Consider the following 17,038-nt stretch of genomic DNA (forward strand, 5'->3'; position numbering starts at 1 on the left):
CGCAGCATGGGAAAGATTTGGTGGAGCCAAGCGGGATCGAACCGCTGACCTCCTGCGTGCAAGGCAGGCGCTCTCCCAGCTGAGCTATGGCCCCAGACAATCCAGCTATCTGGATAATTTTCGTCATGACAAGGCGTTTCACGGTGACGCATAGCCTGCTATGCGAACTGGGAAACAACGCGGTCATGGCGTAAATTTGGTGGGTCTGGGCCGATTTGAACGGCCGACCTCACCCTTATCAGGGGTGCGCTCTAACCAACTGAGCTACAGACCCAAACAGTCATTGCTCTTGGTCGATCAGGTAATTGATTGTGAGCGCTTATCTCGCGATCCGCTAATCGTTTAAGGAGGTGATCCAGCCGCAGGTTCCCCTACGGCTACCTTGTTACGACTTCACCCCAGTCATGAACCACACCGTGGTGATCGCTCCCCCGAAGGTTAAGCTAACCACTTCTGGTGCAGTCCACTCCCATGGTGTGACGGGCGGTGTGTACAAGGCCCGGGAACGTATTCACCGTGACATTCTGATTCACGATTACTAGCGATTCCGACTTCACGGAGTCGAGTTGCAGACTCCGATCCGGACTGAGGCCGGCTTTCTGGGATTCGCTCCACCTCGCGGTCTCGCAACCCTTTGTACCGGCCATTGTAGCACGTGTGTAGCCCTACCCGTAAGGGCCATGATGACTTGACGTCGTCCCCACCTTCCTCCGGTTTGTCACCGGCAGTCTCCTTAGAGTTCCCACCATTACGTGCTGGCAAATAAGGACAAGGGTTGCGCTCGTTACGGGACTTAACCCAACATTTCACAACACGAGCTGACGACAGCCATGCAGCACCTGTCTCAGAGTTCCCGAAGGCACCAAGGCATCTCTGCCAAGTTCTCTGGATGTCAAGGGTAGGTAAGGTTCTTCGCGTTGCATCGAATTAAACCACATGCTCCACCGCTTGTGCGGGCCCCCGTCAATTCATTTGAGTTTTAACCTTGCGGCCGTACTCCCCAGGCGGTCGACTTATCGCGTTAACTGCGCCACTAAGTCCTTAAAGGTCCCAACGGCTAGTCGACATCGTTTACGGCGTGGACTACCAGGGTATCTAATCCTGTTTGCTACCCACGCTTTCGCACCTCAGTGTCAGTGTCAGGCCAGAAGGCCGCCTTCGCCACTGGTATTCCTCCCGATCTCTACGCATTTCACCGCTACACCGGGAATTCTACCTTCCTCTCCTGCACTCTAGTCTGGCCGTTCCGGATGCCGTTCCCAGGTTGAGCCCGGGGCTTTCACAACCGGCGTGCCAAACCACCTACGCGCGCTTTACGCCCAGTAATTCCGATTAACGCTCGCACCCTCCGTATTACCGCGGCTGCTGGCACGGAGTTAGCCGGTGCTTCTTCTGCGAGTGATGTCCTTCTTGACGGATATTAGCCGCCAAGCCTTCTTCCTCGCTGAAAGTGCTTTACAACCCGAGGGCCTTCTTCACACACGCGGCATGGCTGGATCAGGCTTGCGCCCATTGTCCAATATTCCCCACTGCTGCCTCCCGTAGGAGTCTGGGCCGTGTCTCAGTCCCAGTGTGGCTGATCATCCTCTCAGACCAGCTACGGATCGTCGCCTTGGTGAGCCATTACCTCACCAACCAGCTAATCCGACATAGGCTCATCCGATAGCGCAAGGTCCGAAGAGCCCCTGCTTTCTCCCGTAGGACGTATGCGGTATTAGCCTGGGTTTCCCCAGGTTATCCCCCACTACCGGGCAGATTCCTATGCATTACTCACCCGTCCGCCGCTCGCCACCAGGGAGCAAGCTCCCCGTGCTGCCGCTCGACTTGCATGTGTTAGGCCTGCCGCCAGCGTTCAATCTGAGCCATGATCAAACTCTTCAGTTAAAAGTCTGATAGTCCTTACCTCTTCTCTGCCCGAAAGCATCAGAAGCGAAGCGGACCAAACTTGGTTCAAGGTCAAACGAATCTTAGACGAGTCGCTTGCCTTGATATGCTGTGACTGGCGTCACGCAAGACAAGCGCCCACATCAATTACCTGATCGATTGTTAAAGAGCGTCCTTACTTGAAGTCTCGTCTCACGCAGAGCACCGAGCCTTCTGCCGTGACCCAAAAGTGACTCAAGTGCTTGTCAGCGCTTGCTTTCTGGGTCGCCGTAAGGAGAGGCGTATTTTAAGGATCTTGGGGAAGATGTCAACGTCTTTCTTGTCGACGCTTGCCCGGCTTCCGTTGCTGCTGGAGAACCGATCCTGAAAAAGCGAGGGGCGTATTCTGCTTTCCTCATCGCTAGCTGTCAATCGATTTTTTCAATCTTTTCAACAGCTTAGCTAGCTTCTCCACCAACCCGAGAACCTGTCTCGGCGTCAGCGGTGTGTACTTTACGGCGCGTGGCGGCGCCTGACAACCCCCGGCGACGAAAAATATCGCCACCTTCATCAAGTTGTCATCGATCCTGAGGAGGCCGGGGCGCTGGCAAGCGCTTTAACACCCCGGCATACAGCGGTTTTAGATGACCCAGAGGTCCATGAAGGCGGCAACCGACGTCGATTCGAGCGCCTCCTGGTCCTTGCACAGGCTGAAGATGGTGTCGCAGCGCGCGCCGGGAAGCGCGTGGCCAGATTGCGCTGAAACTTCTTCTCGAGCAGCGGGATGCCTGCCTCGCGACGACGGCGATGACCGATCGGATATTCGACCGCCACCTGCTCGGTGTGCGAGCCATCCTTGAAGAAGACCTGGATCGCGTTGGCGATGGAGCGCTTGTCCGCCTCCAGATACTCGCGGGTGTAGCGCGGCTCCTCCTGAATGATCATCTTCTCGCGCAGCTCATCGATGACCGGATGCGCCTGGTGGAAGTCGTCCTCGTAGTGCTCGGCAATCAGATCACCGAACGCCAGCGGTACTGCGATCATGTACTGCAGACAGTGATCGCGGTCGGCCGGGTTGGCCAGCGCCCCCACCTTGGAGATGATGCGGATCGCCGACTCGTGGGTGGTGACGACGATACGCTCGATCTCATCCAGACGATCACGCACCTGCGGGTGCAGCGTCACCGCAGCCTCGGCGGCGGTCTGAGCGTGGAACTCCGCAGGAAAGCTGATCTTGAACAGCACGTTCTCCATGACGTAGCTGCCGTACGCCTGGCTGACCTGGAAGCGCCGTTCCGCTTCGGCTTGAGCGCCTGATCCTTGTTGGTCTTGCTGAAGAGGACATCATAGAAGCCCCATTGCGGTGCCGAGAGCACACCGGGGATGCCCATTTCACCACGCATCGCGATATCGGCCAGACGCACGGCTCGCGAGGTGGCATCTCCCGCCGCCCAGCTCTTGCGTGAACCGGCATTGGGTGCATGACGATAGGTTCTAAGACTCTGGCCATCGACGAAGGCGTGCGACAGTGCCGACAGCAGTTGCTCGCGATCGGCCCCCATCAGCTTGGCCACCACCGCGGTAGAGGCCACCTTGACCAGCACCACGTGGTCGAGCCCGACACGATTGAACGAGTTCTCCAGCGCCAGTACGCCCTGAATCTCGTGCGCCATGATCATGGCTTCCAGCACGTCACGCATGGTCAGCGGTGTCTCTCCTCGCGCCAGGCGTGTCTGAGAGAGCGAATCCGCCACCGCCAGAATGCCGCCCAGATTGTCCGAGGGGTGCCCCACTCCGCCGCCAGCCAGGTGTCGTTGTAGTCGAGCCAGCGGATGATGCAGCCGATATCCCAGGCCGCCTTGACCGGGTCGAGCGTCAATCGAGTCCCGGGTACCCGCGCACCGTTGGGTACCACCGTGCCCTCGACCAGCGGCCCCAGATGCTTGGTGCACTCGGGGAAGCGCAGCGCCAGCAGGCCGCAGCCCAGGGTATCCATCAAGCAGTTGCGCGCGGTCTCCAGCGCTTCGCGGCTCTCTACCCGATAGTCGAGCACATAGTCCGCGATGGCCTGCAGTTCGGGATCGTAATCCGGGCGCTGGTTGAGATCGACATTGGCACTCATGCAGTGGCGTCCTCGTATTAAGAGAAAGGAGGCGACGTCGACACGTCGCCTCGAAAATCAGCTGGCAGGCAGCGTCTCAGCGCTGCTCGATGGGTACCCAGGCGCGCTTCTCGGGACCGACATAGTCGGCACTCGGGCGGATGATGCGGTTGTTGGCGCGCTGCTCGAAGATATGTGCACACCAACCGGTCAGCCGTGAGCAGACGAAGATGGGCGTGAACAGCTTGGTCGGAATCCCCATGAAGTGGTAAGCGCTGGCGTGGTAGAAGTCGGCATTGGGGAAGAGCTTCTTCTCCCGCCACATCACGCGTCTACCCGCTCGGACACCGCATAAAGATGGGTGTCGCCGACATCCTCGGCGAGCTGACGCGCCCATGCCTGAATGATCGCGCTGCGCGGATCGGATTCACGGTAGATGGCATGGCCGAAACCCATGATCTTGTCCTTGCGCTCGAGCATGCCGAGAATCTGCCGTTCGGCCTCGTCGGGCGACGACCAGCGGCTGATCATCTCCATCGCGGCCTCGTTGGCCCCCCCGTGGAGCGGCCCACGCAGCGAGCCGATCGCGCCGGTGACGCAGCTGTGCAGATCGGAGAGCGTGGAAGCGCAGACTCTGGCGGTGAAGGTCGAGGCGTTGAACTCGTGCTCGGCATAGAGAATCAGCGAAACATTCATCACCCGCGCGTGCAGCTCGGAGGCAGGCTTGCCGTGCAGCAGGTGCAGGAAGTGCCCGCCCACCGAGGTATCGTCGGTCTCGGTCTCGATCCGCTCACCGAAATGCGAATAGCGATACCAGTAGTTGAGCATCGAGGGCATTACTGCCAGCAGACGGTCGGCGTGTGCCTGCTGCTCTTCCAATCGCTGCTCGGTCTCGAGATTGCCCAGCATCGAGGTGCCGGTACGCAGCACATCCATCGGATGGGCATCGGAGGGAATTTGCTCCAGTACCTTCTTCAGCGCCTCGGGCAGGCCCCGAGAACGCTGCAGGCACGAGATATAGTCGTCCAGCTCCTGGCGTGTCGGCAGTTCGCCCTTGAGCAAGAGATAAGCGACCTCTTCGAAGCGCGCCTTCTCCGCCAGCTCCTGGATGTCGTAGCCGCGATAGGTCAGTCCCGAGCCACTCTTGCCCACCGTGCAGATTTCGGTGTTGCCGGCGCTCTGCCCGCGCAATCCAGTACTCTTGATCGTTTCCGCCATGAGAGTCTCCCGCCGCTCGGCCGCGGCCTTCGTCTTGCGTGCGTGTGGGGAACGCTGCCTCCGTATCCACGCGGACACGGCGTGCCCATCGAGCTATTCGGCATTCCCCTTGTCGAACAGGGCATCGAGCTTGCGCTCATAAGTGTGGTAATCGAGGAAATCGTAAAGTTCCTCGCGAGTCTGCATCATCTCGACCACGTCGCGCTGATGCCCCTTGGCATGAATGTCCTGATAGACCTTGAGCGCCGCGGCATTCATGGCACGGAACGCCGACAGCGGATAGAGCACCAGACGACAACCCACCTCACCCAGCTCCTGCTGGGTGAACAGCGGCGTGGCGCCGAATTCGGTGATATTGGCCAGAATCGGCGCATCGACGCCCTCGCAGAAAGCGCGGTAATCATCCAGCGTGTGCACCGCCTCGGCGAAGATCGCATCCGCCCCCGCCTCGACGCAGGCGTTGGCGCGTTCGATCGCTGCCGCCAGCCCCTCCTTCTGGAAGGCATCGGTACGCGCAATGAGATAGAAAGCCGAATCCTGACGCGCATCCACAGCCGACTTGATGCGGTCGACCATCTCGCCCTGGGAGACGATTTCCTTGTTGGGGCGATGTCCGCAACGCTTCTGCGCTACCTGATCCTCGAGATGCACCGCGGCTACACCGGCGCGCTCCATTTCCTTGATGGTCCGGGCGATGTTGAAGGCGCCCCCCCAGCCGGTATCGATATCGACCAGCAGCGGGAGATCGCTGGCGCCGGTGATGCGCCGGGCGTCCTCGACGACGTCATTGAGCGTCGTCATGCCCAGATCGGGCAAGCCGAACGAGGCATTGGCGACGCCACCGCCGGATAGATAGATCGCCTGATGCCCTACGGCCTGGGCCATCATGGCACTATAAGCGTTAATCGTCCCAACCACCCCAGCGGGCGGTGGGCATCGAGGGCGGCGCGGAAGCGTGCGCCCGGCGTCGATTGCGACATCTCACTCTCCTTCGTCATTGCCATCTCTATCGATCCGGTTACCCACTACTCGTCGCACCTGAACCGCGACTCATCTCATTCGGACCGCGATTCAGCCCGCCCGAACCGCTATCCCACGTCTATCTCACCGACCGGACTGCTTATCGGGCGTCACCAAGGCCCAGCGGGAGCCACTTTTCCTCGCCCAGCGTCAGCGCATAGCTTGCCGCCACGTTCTCGCGGGAGGCGCTGACATGGCGCCGCATCAGCAATTCGGAGAGTTCGGCATCCCCCGCCTCGATCGCGTCGACGATACGGTGATGCTCGACGAAGGCACGCTGAGGACGCTTGCCGCTGGCTCTGAACTGGGTGCGATAGAGCCGCACCAGATAGTAGAGGTCGTCGCACAGAATCGTCATCAGCATCCGGTATGGCTGCCCTGTACGATCCGGTAGTGGAAATCGAGGTCACCCTCACGCTGGTAGTAGGCCTCACCGCTGGCCAGGTCGCCCTGGCGCTCGTGGACCGCCAACACCTCGCGCAGCCCCGCGATCTCTTCCGCTGTCATGTGCTGAGCGGCAAGTCTCGCCGCCATACTCTCGAGCGCCTCGCGCACGTCGAACAGCTCCAGCAGCTCGTCCATCGATAGCTTGACCACCCGTGCCCCGACGTGGGGCACGCGCTCGATCAGGCGATAGGTCTCGAGGCGGCGCATTGCCTCACGCAGGGGCCGCGTGAAATGCCATAGCGCGACGACAGCTCGGGCTCGGTGATGCGCGTCCCCGGGGGCAGCTCACCGCGCACGATCGCCCGCTGCAGTTGATGAAACACACCGCTCGGCCACGTCCTGACTTCAGGCAGGTCGGTATCGCCTTGGGGTGTCGATGAAGATCGTCAGCCATCTTGATTGTTAACAATTACCTGGAATAGGTGTCATGGTAGGGAGAATATTTGATAAGGGCAATCATAAATGGCCCATGGAAACACCACTTTAGTCGCAAGGCGATGCGCCACTCAAGAGTCATTGTCTACAATCATCTACGTAACCGCCCTTTCCTTACACTTCGCCCGCCACTGTGAACGCTCCCGTCATGGCAGGTCTTCGTACGGCCGTCGGCTCACCGCCGCCAGGATTGCCCAGAAGTAACGCAGCGGCGGCGAACGCACCGGGGGCTGCGGGTCTCGCTCATACGCGCGGCGACCGATACACTCGCGCCAAAACATCCGTTCATCCGGGCTCGCGTCGCCCCGCGAAGCACGCGAGTCCCCGTGCACCGAGTATCCCAGGCATGCCAGAGGCGCGACTTCAACTCGACATCACCGAGCTCTCCTACGCCAGCGACCCTGCCCACTACTTCGCCACCCTGCGCCAGCGGCCGGCGGGGCCGTACTGCTCGATAGTGGCCGCCCGGCAGCGCCGGGGGGGCGCTTCGACATACTCAACAGCGACCCGCTCTACACCCTGAGGGTGGACGCCGCCGGCGTCCACTGCGATAACGGCGCAGCGGCGCTCCCCGTCGGCACCGTTCGCGGCACAGCGCGAGCTGCTTGCCCATGCTCTCGAGCATGACCTGCCCAGATACCGGAAGCCCTCACCGGCACCCTCGACAAACTGCCGTTCATTGGCGGGCTGCTCGGCTACTGGAGCTACACCTTGGCACGCGATCATCGGCCACAGGGTATCCAGCCGAGTCGCGCCCCGGCCCCGACCTGCCAGATGCCCGCCTGGGACTCTACGACTGGGCGCTGATCCAGGACCATCAATCCCAGCGGACCTGGCTGGTGGCTAGTCCAGAGCGTCGCCGCCAGGTCGAGCGCTGGCTCGCGATGCCACCACCACAGAGTGAGGACATCGTATTGACGCAGCCCTTCGTCAGCGATGTCGATCGCGCCGGTTACGGCGAACGCTTCCGCCACGTGATCGATTATCTGCATGCCGGCGACTGCTATCAGGTCAATCTTGCCCAGCGCTTTACCGCGCGCTTTCGCGGCGATACCTGGCACGCCTACCGCCGCCTGCGTCAGGCAACGCCCACGCCTTATGGCGGCTATCTACGCTGGGATGACAAGGCGATCGCCTCGCTCTCCCCGGAGCGCTTCGTCAGGGTCGCTGACGGGCAGGTGGAGACGCGCCCGATCAAGGGCACGCGGCCACGCGGGGAGACGCCTCAGGCCGATGCGGCAATGGCCCAGGCGCTACAGGAGAGCCCCAAGGATCGCGCCGAGAATGTGATGATCGTCGATCTGCTGCGCAACGACCTGGGACGGGTGTGTCGCTTCGGCAGCGTACATGTGCCGCGCCTGTGCGCCCTGGAGAGCTACGCCAACGTCCACCATCTGGTCAGCGTGGTACGCGGCGAGCTGACCCCGGAAGCCAGCGCGCTGGATCTGCTCGCGGCCGCTTTTCCCGGCGGCTCGATCACCGGCGCCCCCAAGCGGCGGGCGATGCAGATCATCGACGAGCTCGAACCCAGCCAGCGCAGCGTCTACTGCGGCAGCCTCGGCTATGTCGACCGCCGCGGACATCTGGATACATCGATCGCCATCCGCACCCTGGTGGCGGATGGCGACACCCTGCACTTATGGGGCGGCGGCGGCGTGGTGGCCGACTCCGACGAGGAGGAGGAGTACCGCGAGACACTGGCCAAGATCGGGCGCCTGATGGCCGCCCTGGGCTCCGCGAGCGATGGAGACTAAGGGGATTCGACGGGCACCGCCGAGGGCGCAGCGTTCAATAACCAAAACATCTAGACATGCACGCGCAAATGACAAAAGCGTTATATATCGTTCTAACCAAATGGTATTGGTCAACGCAAAACCCGCATTGCTAGAGTGCCTGCATCCGTTTCACCTCTTCCATTATCCCGTGTACGGCCGGTCGAGCGACCGGCCCGCCGGTCCAGGAGCTTGCCATGGCATTGGATCTCGACGCCCTCAACCGCGATATCGGCCACGACCCGCTGGCGATCACCGAATTCGCGCTGGGGCTGGATCAGACCGCAATCTGCACCACCAACTTCCGCCCCTTCGAAGCGGTCATCCTGCATCTGGTCACCCGGGTGCGCCCCGATATTCCGGTGGTGTGGATGGACAGCGGCTACAACACCCCGGCGACCTATCGCTTCGCCGACGAGTTGACCCGTCTGCTCGACCTCAATCTGAGCATCTATCATCCGCGCCGCTCGCGCGCCCACCGCGAGTCGCTCGAAGGGCCGATGCCGACCATCGACGACCCTGGCCATGCCGCCTTCACCGAGGAGGTCAAGCTCGAACCCTTCCGCCGCGCGCTGGCAGAAGCCGCGCCCGATGTCTGGTTCACCGCCCTGCGCGCCGAGGACACGCCGGAGCGCTCGCGCATGCAGCCGCTCTCGCGTAACGCCGATGGCCTGCTCAAGGTGGCCCCGGTGCTGCACTGGAACGCCAAGCAGATGTATCAATACCTGCAGGCGCACGATCTGCCCAACAACTTCGACTACTTCGACCCGACCAAGGTAGAAGACAAGCGCGAGTGCGGGCTGCACCTGCAGCACTGAGTGCCGGCGACGTACACAGCACATCGCCCAGAACGACGAAGCCCGCCGAACGGCGGGCTTTTGCTAGGTATGCTGTCACTCTTGCCGTCTAGGCTTTGTACGAAAACTGCCTGCGCTCACCGACTTTTCATGCCAAGCCTAGAGCACCGGCAGCTCCACATCCTTGAACAGCTCTCCCTCATGTCGCGGCCCCGCCGCCAGCGCCGCCTCGACGGTGTCCCGGTCGAGATGCGGTGCCAGGCGCTTGACGAAGTCATACATGTAACTGCGCATGAAGGTGCCGCGGCGAATGCCGATCTTGGTGGTCGAACTCTCGAACAGATGTGAGGCGTCCACCGCGACCAGATCGGCATCGGCCACCGGGTCGACCGCCATGTGGGCGACGATGCCCACCCCCAGCCCCAGCCGCACATAGGTCTTGATCACATCCGAATCGGCGGCCGTCAGTACCACGTTGGGCGTCAGCCCGCGCGACTTGAAGGCATCGTCGAGCTGGGAGCGCCCGGTGAAGCCGAACACGTAGGTGACCAGTGGATGCTCAGCCACGCGCTCCAGGGTCAGCTCGCCACTCGCCAGCGGATGCCCCTTGGGCATCAGCACGCAGCGGTTCCAGCGATAACAGGGCAGCAGTACCAGATCGTTGAAGAGCTCGAGGGACTCGGTGCAAATGGCAAAGTCTGCAGTGCCATCGCTGACCATCTGCGCGATCTGCTTGGGCGTGCCCTGCTGCATATGCAGCGCCACGTCAGGATACTGCTGGCGAAATTCGCCGATTACCCCAGGCAGCACATAGCGCGCCTGGGTGTGCGTGGTGGCGATGGCCAGACTGCCACGGCGTTCGTCGCTGTGCTCCTGTGCCACATGCTTGATATCGTCGACCGTGCGCAGCACCTTGCCGGCGAGTTCGACGATCGCCTCCCCTGCTGGCGTCACCCGTGTCAGATGCTTGCCGCTGCGCGCAAAGATCTCGACGCCGAGCTCGTCTTCCAGCAGTCGGATCTGTTTGGAGATTCCGGGCTGCGAGGTGAACAGGCTCTGTGCCGTGGCCGACACGTTGAGCTGGTGGCGCGTCACTTCCCAGATGTAGCGCAGTTGCTGGAGCTTCATGAGCGACCTCGTGACGATGCGTAACGCACAATGGCATAAGAAAATGGTTTGCGATTACTTTACGCTATAAGTGACGAGGGGTGAAGCGGCGATCGCACCGGTTTTTCGGGTATGAGAAACTACCGTTTAATAACCTGGCGCTATCGTTGTCATAACCACGGCGATTTGCCAGCACCCTGGCCAAGGGCTAACATCGCACCCATACGCTCTCTTCGCGAGCGCAAATGTCTACAGGAGTTACCGCATGTCCAACAACGTCGATGTCACCACCGCGAATTTCGAGCAGGAAGTGCTCAAGTCCGACAAGCCGGTGCTGCTGAAGTTCTGGGCCCCGTGGTGCGGTCCGTGCAAGATGATGGCCCCGGTCGTCGATGAGGTGGCTGATGAGAAGGCTGACGCCATCAAGGTGGTCAGTGTCAACGTCGACGACGCTCCGGAGATCGCCTCCGAACATGGCGTGCGCGGCGTGCCCACCGTGATGCTGTTCAAGTCTGGCGCCAAGGTCGCTTCGCTGGTCGGCGCGCAGTCCAAATCGCAGCTGACTCAGTTCATCGAGCAGAACGGCTGACACCCAGCCATCGGCGTTCGATGGCAAGATGTAGCGCTCAGCAGAAAGCCGCAGTGATCGATAAAAAGCCGCCCTCTCCGGGGCGGCTTTTTTGTGGCTTGCATCTCTTCAGACTTCACGGGTCGAGCTCCTCCTCGAGCTCATCCAGCGCCTGCTGGGTCTTGCGCAGCCGCCGCTGACGACGCTCCGAAGGGCCCAGCATCTTGGCGATCCAGCGCGTCTCGGGATGACTGTCCAACGCGATCTTCAGCGTCATCGTCAACGGCACCGAGAGCAGCATGCCCACCGGCCCCAAAATCCAGCCCCATACCACCAACGAGAGAAAGGCCACCAGGGTCGACAGCCCCATGGTTCGCCCCATGACCCGCGGTTCGACCAGATTGCCGATCACGAAGTTGATCGCCAGATAGGCGCTCGAGAGGGTGAGCGCCTTGACCATCCCCCCGTCCGGCATCGACAGGGTCAGCAGTACCGGCGGCACCGCCGCGATCACCGAGCCGATGTTGGGGATATAATTGAGGATGAAGGCCAGCGCGCCCCACAGCAGGGCGAACTCGACCCCCACCAGCCACGCCGCCAGCGTCACCAGCGCACCGGTGATCAGGCTGACCACCGTCTTGACCGCCATATAGCGCTTGAGGTTGTGGCTGAACTCGGTGAAGCGCTCCAGGCTGGGCCCCGGGTTGGCCAAGGCACGTGCTACCTTCTGGCGGAAGTCGAGGGTCTCGAACAGCATGAAGTTGACCATCAGCAGGATGACCAGACTCTGCGACAGCACCACCCCCAGCCCGCTCAAAAAGGCCGAGATCCAACCCTGATCCTGGGAGTCATCGATCATGCTGGAGAGCTCTCGCGGCGAGACCGACATCCCCTGGTGCGCCAGCCACTCGAGTAGATTCAGATAGTGCCCCTGCAGCTCCTGCTGCATCTCGGGCCAGCGCTCCATGAACATGGCGACACTATTGCCCAGCAGCGTGCCGAACAATGCCAGCAGCCCGCCCAGAATCAGCAGCGTGATCAACACCGCAGCGTAGGAGTTCATGCCGCGGCGATAGAGCCAATGCACCGGTGAGGCGCAGATCACCGCAATGAAGATCGACAGCAGTATCGGAATGATCAGCGCCTCGGCCGCGCGCAGGCCCGACACGATGATCGTCAGCGATGCCAGAGTCAGCATCAGATGAAAAGGTATGTTGCGAAACGCCGGTTCCTGCCCTGGCGACATGGTCAGCCCATCCTTATGGCACGTCCTGTGTCGCCAGACACTACCACGAACCGATACGGGGTTCGCTGACTCAGGTCAACTCTCGGCTCCGGCCTCATGATCGATCTTGGGTGCCCATGCCATGCATCGAGGTCGCTACTAACAACCGAGCCATGAACGACAACGCCCCGGCCGCAGGCGACCGGGGCGCGAGGCCATGACAGCGAGGCTCAGCCGTAGCGGCCGGTGATGTAGTCCTCGGTGCGGCTCTCCTTGGGCTGGGTGAAGATCTTGGTCGTATCGTCGCACTCGATCAGACTGCCCAGATACATGAAGGCGGTGATATCGGAAATTCGCGCCGCCTGCTGCATATTGTGGGTCACGATGACGATCGTGTAGTCCTTCTTGAGCTCGTTGATCAGATCCTCGATATAGCCGGTGGAGATCGGGTCGAGGGCCGAGGTGGGCTCATCGAGCAGAATCACTTCCGGCTTCACCGCAATGGTGCGAGCAATGCACAGACGCTGCTGCTGACCGCCGGAAAGTGCCTGGCCGCTCTGCTTGAGCTTGTCCTTGACCTCCTCCCACAGAGCGGCCTTGCGCAGTGCCCACTCGACTCGCTCCTCCAGCTCGCGCTGAGATAGCTTCTCGTAGAGCCGAATGCCAAAGGCGACGTTGTCGAACACCGTCATCGGGAACGGCGTTGGCTTCTGGAACACCATGCCGATGCGTGCACGCAGCAGGTTCAGGTCGACCCCCGAGCCATAGATATCGTGGCTATCGAGCAGAATCTGCCCTTCTGTACGAATCCCCTCGTAGAGATCGTGGATCCGGTTGAAGCAGCGGATCAGGGTCGACTTGCCGCAACCGGAGGGCCCGATGAACGCCGTCACCTGGCGCTCGGGGATCTCCATGGTGATGTCCTTGAGCGCCTGAAACTGGCCGTAGTAGAGGTTCAGGTCCTTGACGCGAAGCTTGGACGCGGCCCGTGCCTGGGGCGCGCTCGGCGCCTCGGCAGCGTTCGGGTTGGCGTTGAGATTGAAATCGACGGTCATGGCAGTCTCTTGGCGAAAGTCAGGTGCGTTGACGCGAGAAGTAACGCGCCGCGATGTTGAGAATCAGAATGGCGGCCGTCAGGATCAGCGCCCCTGCCCAGGCCAGCGATACCAGGTCGGGAATGAAGGCGTTGATCGTCATGTTCTGATAGATGGTCATCGGCAGGTTGGCCATCTCGCTGTCGAGGTTGAAGAAGTTCCACTGGTTGGAGTTCAGCGAGGTGAACAGCAGCGGTGCCGTCTCGCCGCTGATACGCGCGAACCCGAGCAGGATACCGGTCAGGATACCGGCACGCGCCCCGCTGTAGCAGACACGCACGATGATCCACCAGCGATGGGCACCCAGCGCTGCAGCGGCCTCGCGCAGCGAATTGGGAATCAGGCGCAGCATGTCCTCGGTGGACCGGATTACCACCGGCACGATGATCACCGTGAGCGATAGCACCCCAGCCCAGGCGGAAAAGCCGCCCATCGGCACCACCACCACCGCGTAGATGAACAGGCCGATGATGATCGAGGGCGCCGACAGCAGAATGTCGTTGATGAAGCGGATCACCTTGGGCAGCAGGCCCTTGTTGCCATACTCCGCCAGCCAGGTACCCGCGGCCACGCCGAGCACGGTGCCCAGGATAGTGGCCAGCGAGGTCATCATGAAGGTCCCCCAGATCGCATTGCCCAGGCCGCCACCATTCATGCGCGTGCGCTCGATGAAGATCGACGGCGAGATGGCGCTGAGCCCCTTGGTCACCAAGGTCAGAAGAATCGCGAACAGGAACACGAACCCAATCAGGGTGGCGCCGATACAAGCGGCCATGACCAGGCGGTTGAGCAGCTTGCGCCGGCGATAGAGCGGCGTCATTTGGGTCTGCATCGTCTCTCTCCTCTCGGCTCAGGCGTGGCGACCGGTGCTGTTGCGCAGCAGATAGCGCGCGAACGCCAGCACGGCGAAGGTGATCAGGAACAGAATCAGGCCGAGTGCCAGCAGCGCCGAGCGTTGGGTACCGTCCGACTCGGAGAACTGATTGGCGATCAGGGCCGCGATCGAGGTGCCCTGTCCGGTGAGTGTGGTGTTCAAGAACAGGTTATTGCCGATCACGAAGGTCACCGCCATGGTCTCGCCAAGGGCCCGCCCCAGCCCCAGCACCACGCCACCCACCAGGCCGCCCTTGACCGAAGGCAGGATGACCTTGCGTGCAACTTCCCAGGTAGTGCAACCGAGACCATAAGCGGATTCACGCATCACCGCCGGCACCGTATTGATGACGTCGCGGCTCACCGCAGTGATGAAAGGAATGATCATCACCGCCAGAATGATACCGGCCGTGGCCAGGCCAGTGCCGGCGGGAAATACCGAAGGAAACCAGGTACGCAGCAGCGGAGCCATCACTTCCATGCCCCACATGCCGTAGATGATCGAAGGGATACCGGCCAGCAGCTCGATCAGCGTGCTGAGAGGCTGACGCAGAACGTTCGGGCAGCGCTCGGTCAGGAAGATGGCGATGCCGAATGAGATGGGAACCGCAATGACGATCGCAATGAAGGAGGTCAGCAGGGTTCCGTAGATAGCGGGCAAGGCGCCGAACACTTCGACGTTGGCCGCCCAGCGATTCTCGGTGAAGAACTCCAGACCGTAACGCTCGAGCGCCGGCCAGCTGGAGGCCATCAGTGAGGCGATGATCGCCCCGAGCAGCAGCAGCACCGCGAAGGCGAAGGCGAACAGTACGCGCTCGAACCACACGTCGATGCGCGCCTTGCGCTGGAGCCGCCTGCGGGTGGCCTCGCTCAGTCCGCCCAGACCGCCGCCGGTTTCAATCGCTTGGGGGGTGGCCATGTCAGTTCCTCGTCGGCTTGCCACGCTGCCGCCGGAGGTAGCGGCAGTACTTTGTCGTTGCGCGCGCGTCGTTGTCCGCGCGTTCGTGCGATATACGATCGCGACGGGAGCCGTGGAGCACTCGCCGTCGCGATCGAGGCTCAAGGGATCACTGCTTCCAGACGGCTTCGCCGTTCGGCCCCTTGATCTCGCTCCAGCTCTCACGAACCATGTCGGCCACGTTCTTCGGCATCGGCACGTAATCGAGCTCCTTGGCCATCTCGTCGCCGTTGCTGTAGGCCCAGTCGAAGAACTCCAGCGCCTGACGTGCGGCATCCACGTTCTGCACCTTCTTGTGCATCAGGATGAAAGAGGCACCGGTGATCGGCCAGCTGTTGTCACCCGGCTGGTTGGTCAGCACCAGGTACATGCCCGGCGCGCTCTTCCAGTCGGCGTTGGCGGCAGCGGCCATGAACGAATCCATGTCGGGCGCCACGGTCTTGCCAGCCTTGTTCTTCAGGTGCACCAGGTGCAGGTCGTTCTGGGCGGCGTAGGCGAACTCGACGTAGCCGATAGCACCATTGGTGTTGGCGATCTGGCTGGCGACGCCCGCGTTGGCCTTGGCACCGACACCCGCCGGCCATGCCACCGACTTGCCCTCACCCACGGTGTTGGCGAAGTCCTGGCTGACCTGCGACAGGTAGTGGGTGAACAGGAAGTTGGTACCCGACCCTTCGGCGCGATAGACCGGAGTGATCTTGGTATCGGGCAGCTTCGTGTCCGGGTTCAGCTTGGCGATGGCTTCATCGTTCCAGCTGGTGATCTTGCCCTGATAGATGTCGGCCAGCGTCTTGCCGTCCAGATTGATCGCGCCGTCGATGCCATCGACGTGGAATGCCGCGACCACACCGCCCATGACCATCGGCCACTGCAGCAGACCGTTCTTGTCCAGCTCTTCCTTGGTCATCGGCGCATCGCTGGCCCCGAAGGTCACGGTCTTGGCAGTGATCTGCTGAATGCCGCCGCCGGAACCGATGGCCTGGTAGTTGAGGCCAACGCCAGACTTGTCCTGATAAGCATCCGCCCACTGGGAGTAGACCGGATACGGGAAGGTCGCGCCGGCGCCGGTGATGGCTTCCTGGGCCTGGGCAGCAGCAGCGCCTAGAATCAGGGACCCGGAAACGAGCGTAGCGAAGACATGTTTGAGCATAGCGATATCCTGTTTCCACCTTGGAGGGATGCGTGTGCGATAACCACGTTGCGAAGGTTGCCAGCACTCTCAGAACGCCACGTTACGTCAGACGCGTGACACTTTTATGACAGCCTTGTCATCGTCTTGAAATGTGACATTCGACGTAACCGATGCGTCAGGTGCGTGCAAAAATCACCTCAAGACCGCAGACCGCCGGTGATCTCGAGCACAGCCTCGGCTACCGGCCGCCACCTTCGCGGCACCCACACTGCCAATTCCAGATGACAACAGGATGACAAGGGTCAAGGCGCGTAACCGCTTGCGCATATTGAGTAAACGGCATCCAGGGCGAGGAAGGTCGGCCGCGAGAGCGCAGCCGAACGCACCTGAAACAGGGTTGGAGAAGGATGATGAAGGCTTCGGCGCGA

The 17,038-nt window shown here is 61.5% G+C and carries 10 protein-coding genes, 2 tRNA genes, 1 rRNA gene and 4 pseudogenes; 3 read left to right on the top strand and 14 right to left on the bottom strand.

The genetic code is table 11. From position 1 onward, the window contains the following. Window positions 1-18: 18 nt before the first annotated feature. The 8 genes and pseudogenes from CN538_RS18920 to CN538_RS18950 all read right to left on the bottom strand — a co-directional run bounded on the left by CN538_RS18920 (window position 19) and on the right by CN538_RS18950 (window position 7,002). Window positions 19-94 (bottom strand) — tRNA-Ala (locus tag CN538_RS18920). A 103-nt stretch (window positions 95-197) separates the two neighbouring features. Further along, a tRNA-Ile gene (locus CN538_RS18925) sits at window positions 198-274 on the bottom strand. Between the two features lie 69 nt (window positions 275-343). Continuing rightward, a 16S ribosomal RNA gene (locus CN538_RS18930) occupies window positions 344-1,884 on the bottom strand. 549 nt (window positions 1,885-2,433) lie between these two features. Continuing rightward, the gene (locus tag CN538_RS26580; protein WP_422917531.1) at window positions 2,434-3,108 is read right to left on the bottom strand and encodes an MmgE/PrpD family protein; all 675 of its coding nucleotides are present in this window, start codon (window positions 3,106-3,108) and stop codon (window positions 2,434-2,436) included. Then, a pseudogene (prpD, locus tag CN538_RS26585) lies at window positions 3,045-3,985 on the bottom strand (2-methylcitrate dehydratase). The gene CN538_RS26580 and the pseudogene prpD overlap by 64 nt, the downstream one beginning before the upstream one ends. Before the next feature lie 76 nt (window positions 3,986-4,061). After that, a pseudogene (prpC, locus tag CN538_RS18940) lies at window positions 4,062-5,182 on the bottom strand (bifunctional 2-methylcitrate synthase/citrate synthase). 93 nt (window positions 5,183-5,275) lie between these two features. Next, window positions 5,276-6,162, bottom strand: a pseudogene (gene prpB, locus CN538_RS18945) (methylisocitrate lyase). 140 nt (window positions 6,163-6,302) lie between these two features. Continuing rightward, window positions 6,303-7,002: pseudogene (locus CN538_RS18950) on the bottom strand (GntR family transcriptional regulator). A gap of 705 nt (window positions 7,003-7,707) precedes the next feature. Here CN538_RS18950 and pabB point away from each other — a divergent pair. Both pabB and CN538_RS18960 read left to right on the top strand, forming a co-directional pair. Next, on the top strand, window positions 7,708-8,838 hold the full coding sequence (gene pabB, locus CN538_RS18955; RefSeq protein WP_340638361.1) for an aminodeoxychorismate synthase component I: 1,131 nt from the start codon (window positions 7,708-7,710) through the stop codon (window positions 8,836-8,838). 215 nt (window positions 8,839-9,053) lie between these two features. Further along, complete coding sequence (locus CN538_RS18960; RefSeq protein WP_106420432.1) at window positions 9,054-9,674, top strand: phosphoadenosine phosphosulfate reductase domain-containing protein; 621 nt, start codon at window positions 9,054-9,056, stop codon at window positions 9,672-9,674. A 138-nt stretch (window positions 9,675-9,812) separates the two neighbouring features. On the opposite strand, the gene cysB is transcribed toward CN538_RS18960, so the two are convergent. Continuing rightward, window positions 9,813-10,781 (bottom strand): HTH-type transcriptional regulator CysB, encoded by a 969-nt coding sequence (gene cysB, locus CN538_RS18965; protein WP_106420433.1) that lies wholly within the window; start codon window positions 10,779-10,781, stop codon window positions 9,813-9,815. A 244-nt stretch (window positions 10,782-11,025) separates the two neighbouring features. Between cysB and trxA the strand changes: the two genes are divergently transcribed. After that, window positions 11,026-11,349 (top strand): thioredoxin, encoded by a 324-nt coding sequence (gene trxA / locus CN538_RS18970; protein ID WP_035476933.1) that lies wholly within the window; start codon window positions 11,026-11,028, stop codon window positions 11,347-11,349. 115 nt (window positions 11,350-11,464) lie between these two features. Here the strand turns inward: trxA and CN538_RS18975 are convergent, their stop codons facing one another. The 5 genes from CN538_RS18975 to pstS form a co-directional block, all read right to left on the bottom strand. Continuing rightward, window positions 11,465-12,574, bottom strand: coding sequence for an AI-2E family transporter (locus CN538_RS18975; protein WP_106420434.1), 1,110 nt, complete (start codon window positions 12,572-12,574; stop codon window positions 11,465-11,467). Window positions 12,575-12,783: 209 nt separating this feature from the next. Continuing rightward, window positions 12,784-13,608, bottom strand: a complete 825-nt coding sequence (gene pstB / locus CN538_RS18980; RefSeq protein WP_106420435.1) for a phosphate ABC transporter ATP-binding protein PstB — start codon at window positions 13,606-13,608, stop codon at window positions 12,784-12,786. Window positions 13,609-13,627: 19 nt separating this feature from the next. Then, window positions 13,628-14,479: a phosphate ABC transporter permease PstA gene (gene pstA / locus CN538_RS18985; RefSeq protein WP_242495397.1), complete on the bottom strand. Its 852-nt coding sequence runs from the start codon at window positions 14,477-14,479 to the stop codon at window positions 13,628-13,630. An 18-nt stretch (window positions 14,480-14,497) separates the two neighbouring features. Further along, window positions 14,498-15,439 carry a phosphate ABC transporter permease subunit PstC gene (gene pstC / locus CN538_RS18990; RefSeq protein WP_106420436.1) on the bottom strand — a complete coding sequence of 314 codons (942 nt, stop codon included), beginning with the start codon at window positions 15,437-15,439 and terminating at the stop codon, window positions 14,498-14,500. 148 nt (window positions 15,440-15,587) lie between these two features. Next, window positions 15,588-16,628: a phosphate ABC transporter substrate-binding protein PstS gene (gene pstS, locus CN538_RS18995; protein WP_106420437.1), complete on the bottom strand. Its 1,041-nt coding sequence runs from the start codon at window positions 16,626-16,628 to the stop codon at window positions 15,588-15,590. Window positions 16,629-17,038 lie beyond the last annotated feature (410 nt).

The sequence above is a fragment of the Salinicola tamaricis genome, from assembly GCF_003006155.1.
GTDB classification, from domain to species: domain Bacteria; phylum Pseudomonadota; class Gammaproteobacteria; order Pseudomonadales; family Halomonadaceae; genus Salinicola; species Salinicola tamaricis.

Bases quoted from the DNA above. Each gene is read 5' to 3' on its own strand.
- pabB (WP_340638361.1), top strand. From the start codon at position 7,708: ATGACCTGCCCAGATACCGGAAGCCCTCACCGGCACCCTCGACAAACT.
- CN538_RS18960 (WP_106420432.1), top strand. From the start codon at position 9,054: ATGGCATTGGATCTCGACGCCCTCAACCGCGATATCGGCCACGACCCG.
- cysB (WP_106420433.1), bottom strand. From the start codon at position 10,781: ATGAAGCTCCAGCAACTGCGCTACATCTGGGAAGTGACGCGCCACCAG.
- trxA (WP_035476933.1), top strand. From the start codon at position 11,026: ATGTCCAACAACGTCGATGTCACCACCGCGAATTTCGAGCAGGAAGTG.
- CN538_RS18975 (WP_106420434.1), bottom strand. From the start codon at position 12,574: ATGTCGCCAGGGCAGGAACCGGCGTTTCGCAACATACCTTTTCATCTG.
- pstB (WP_106420435.1), bottom strand. From the start codon at position 13,608: ATGACCGTCGATTTCAATCTCAACGCCAACCCGAACGCTGCCGAGGCG.
- pstA (WP_242495397.1), bottom strand. From the start codon at position 14,479: ATGCAGACCCAAATGACGCCGCTCTATCGCCGGCGCAAGCTGCTCAAC.
- pstC (WP_106420436.1), bottom strand. From the start codon at position 15,439: ATGGCCACCCCCCAAGCGATTGAAACCGGCGGCGGTCTGGGCGGACTG.
- pstS (WP_106420437.1), bottom strand. From the start codon at position 16,628: ATGCTCAAACATGTCTTCGCTACGCTCGTTTCCGGGTCCCTGATTCTA.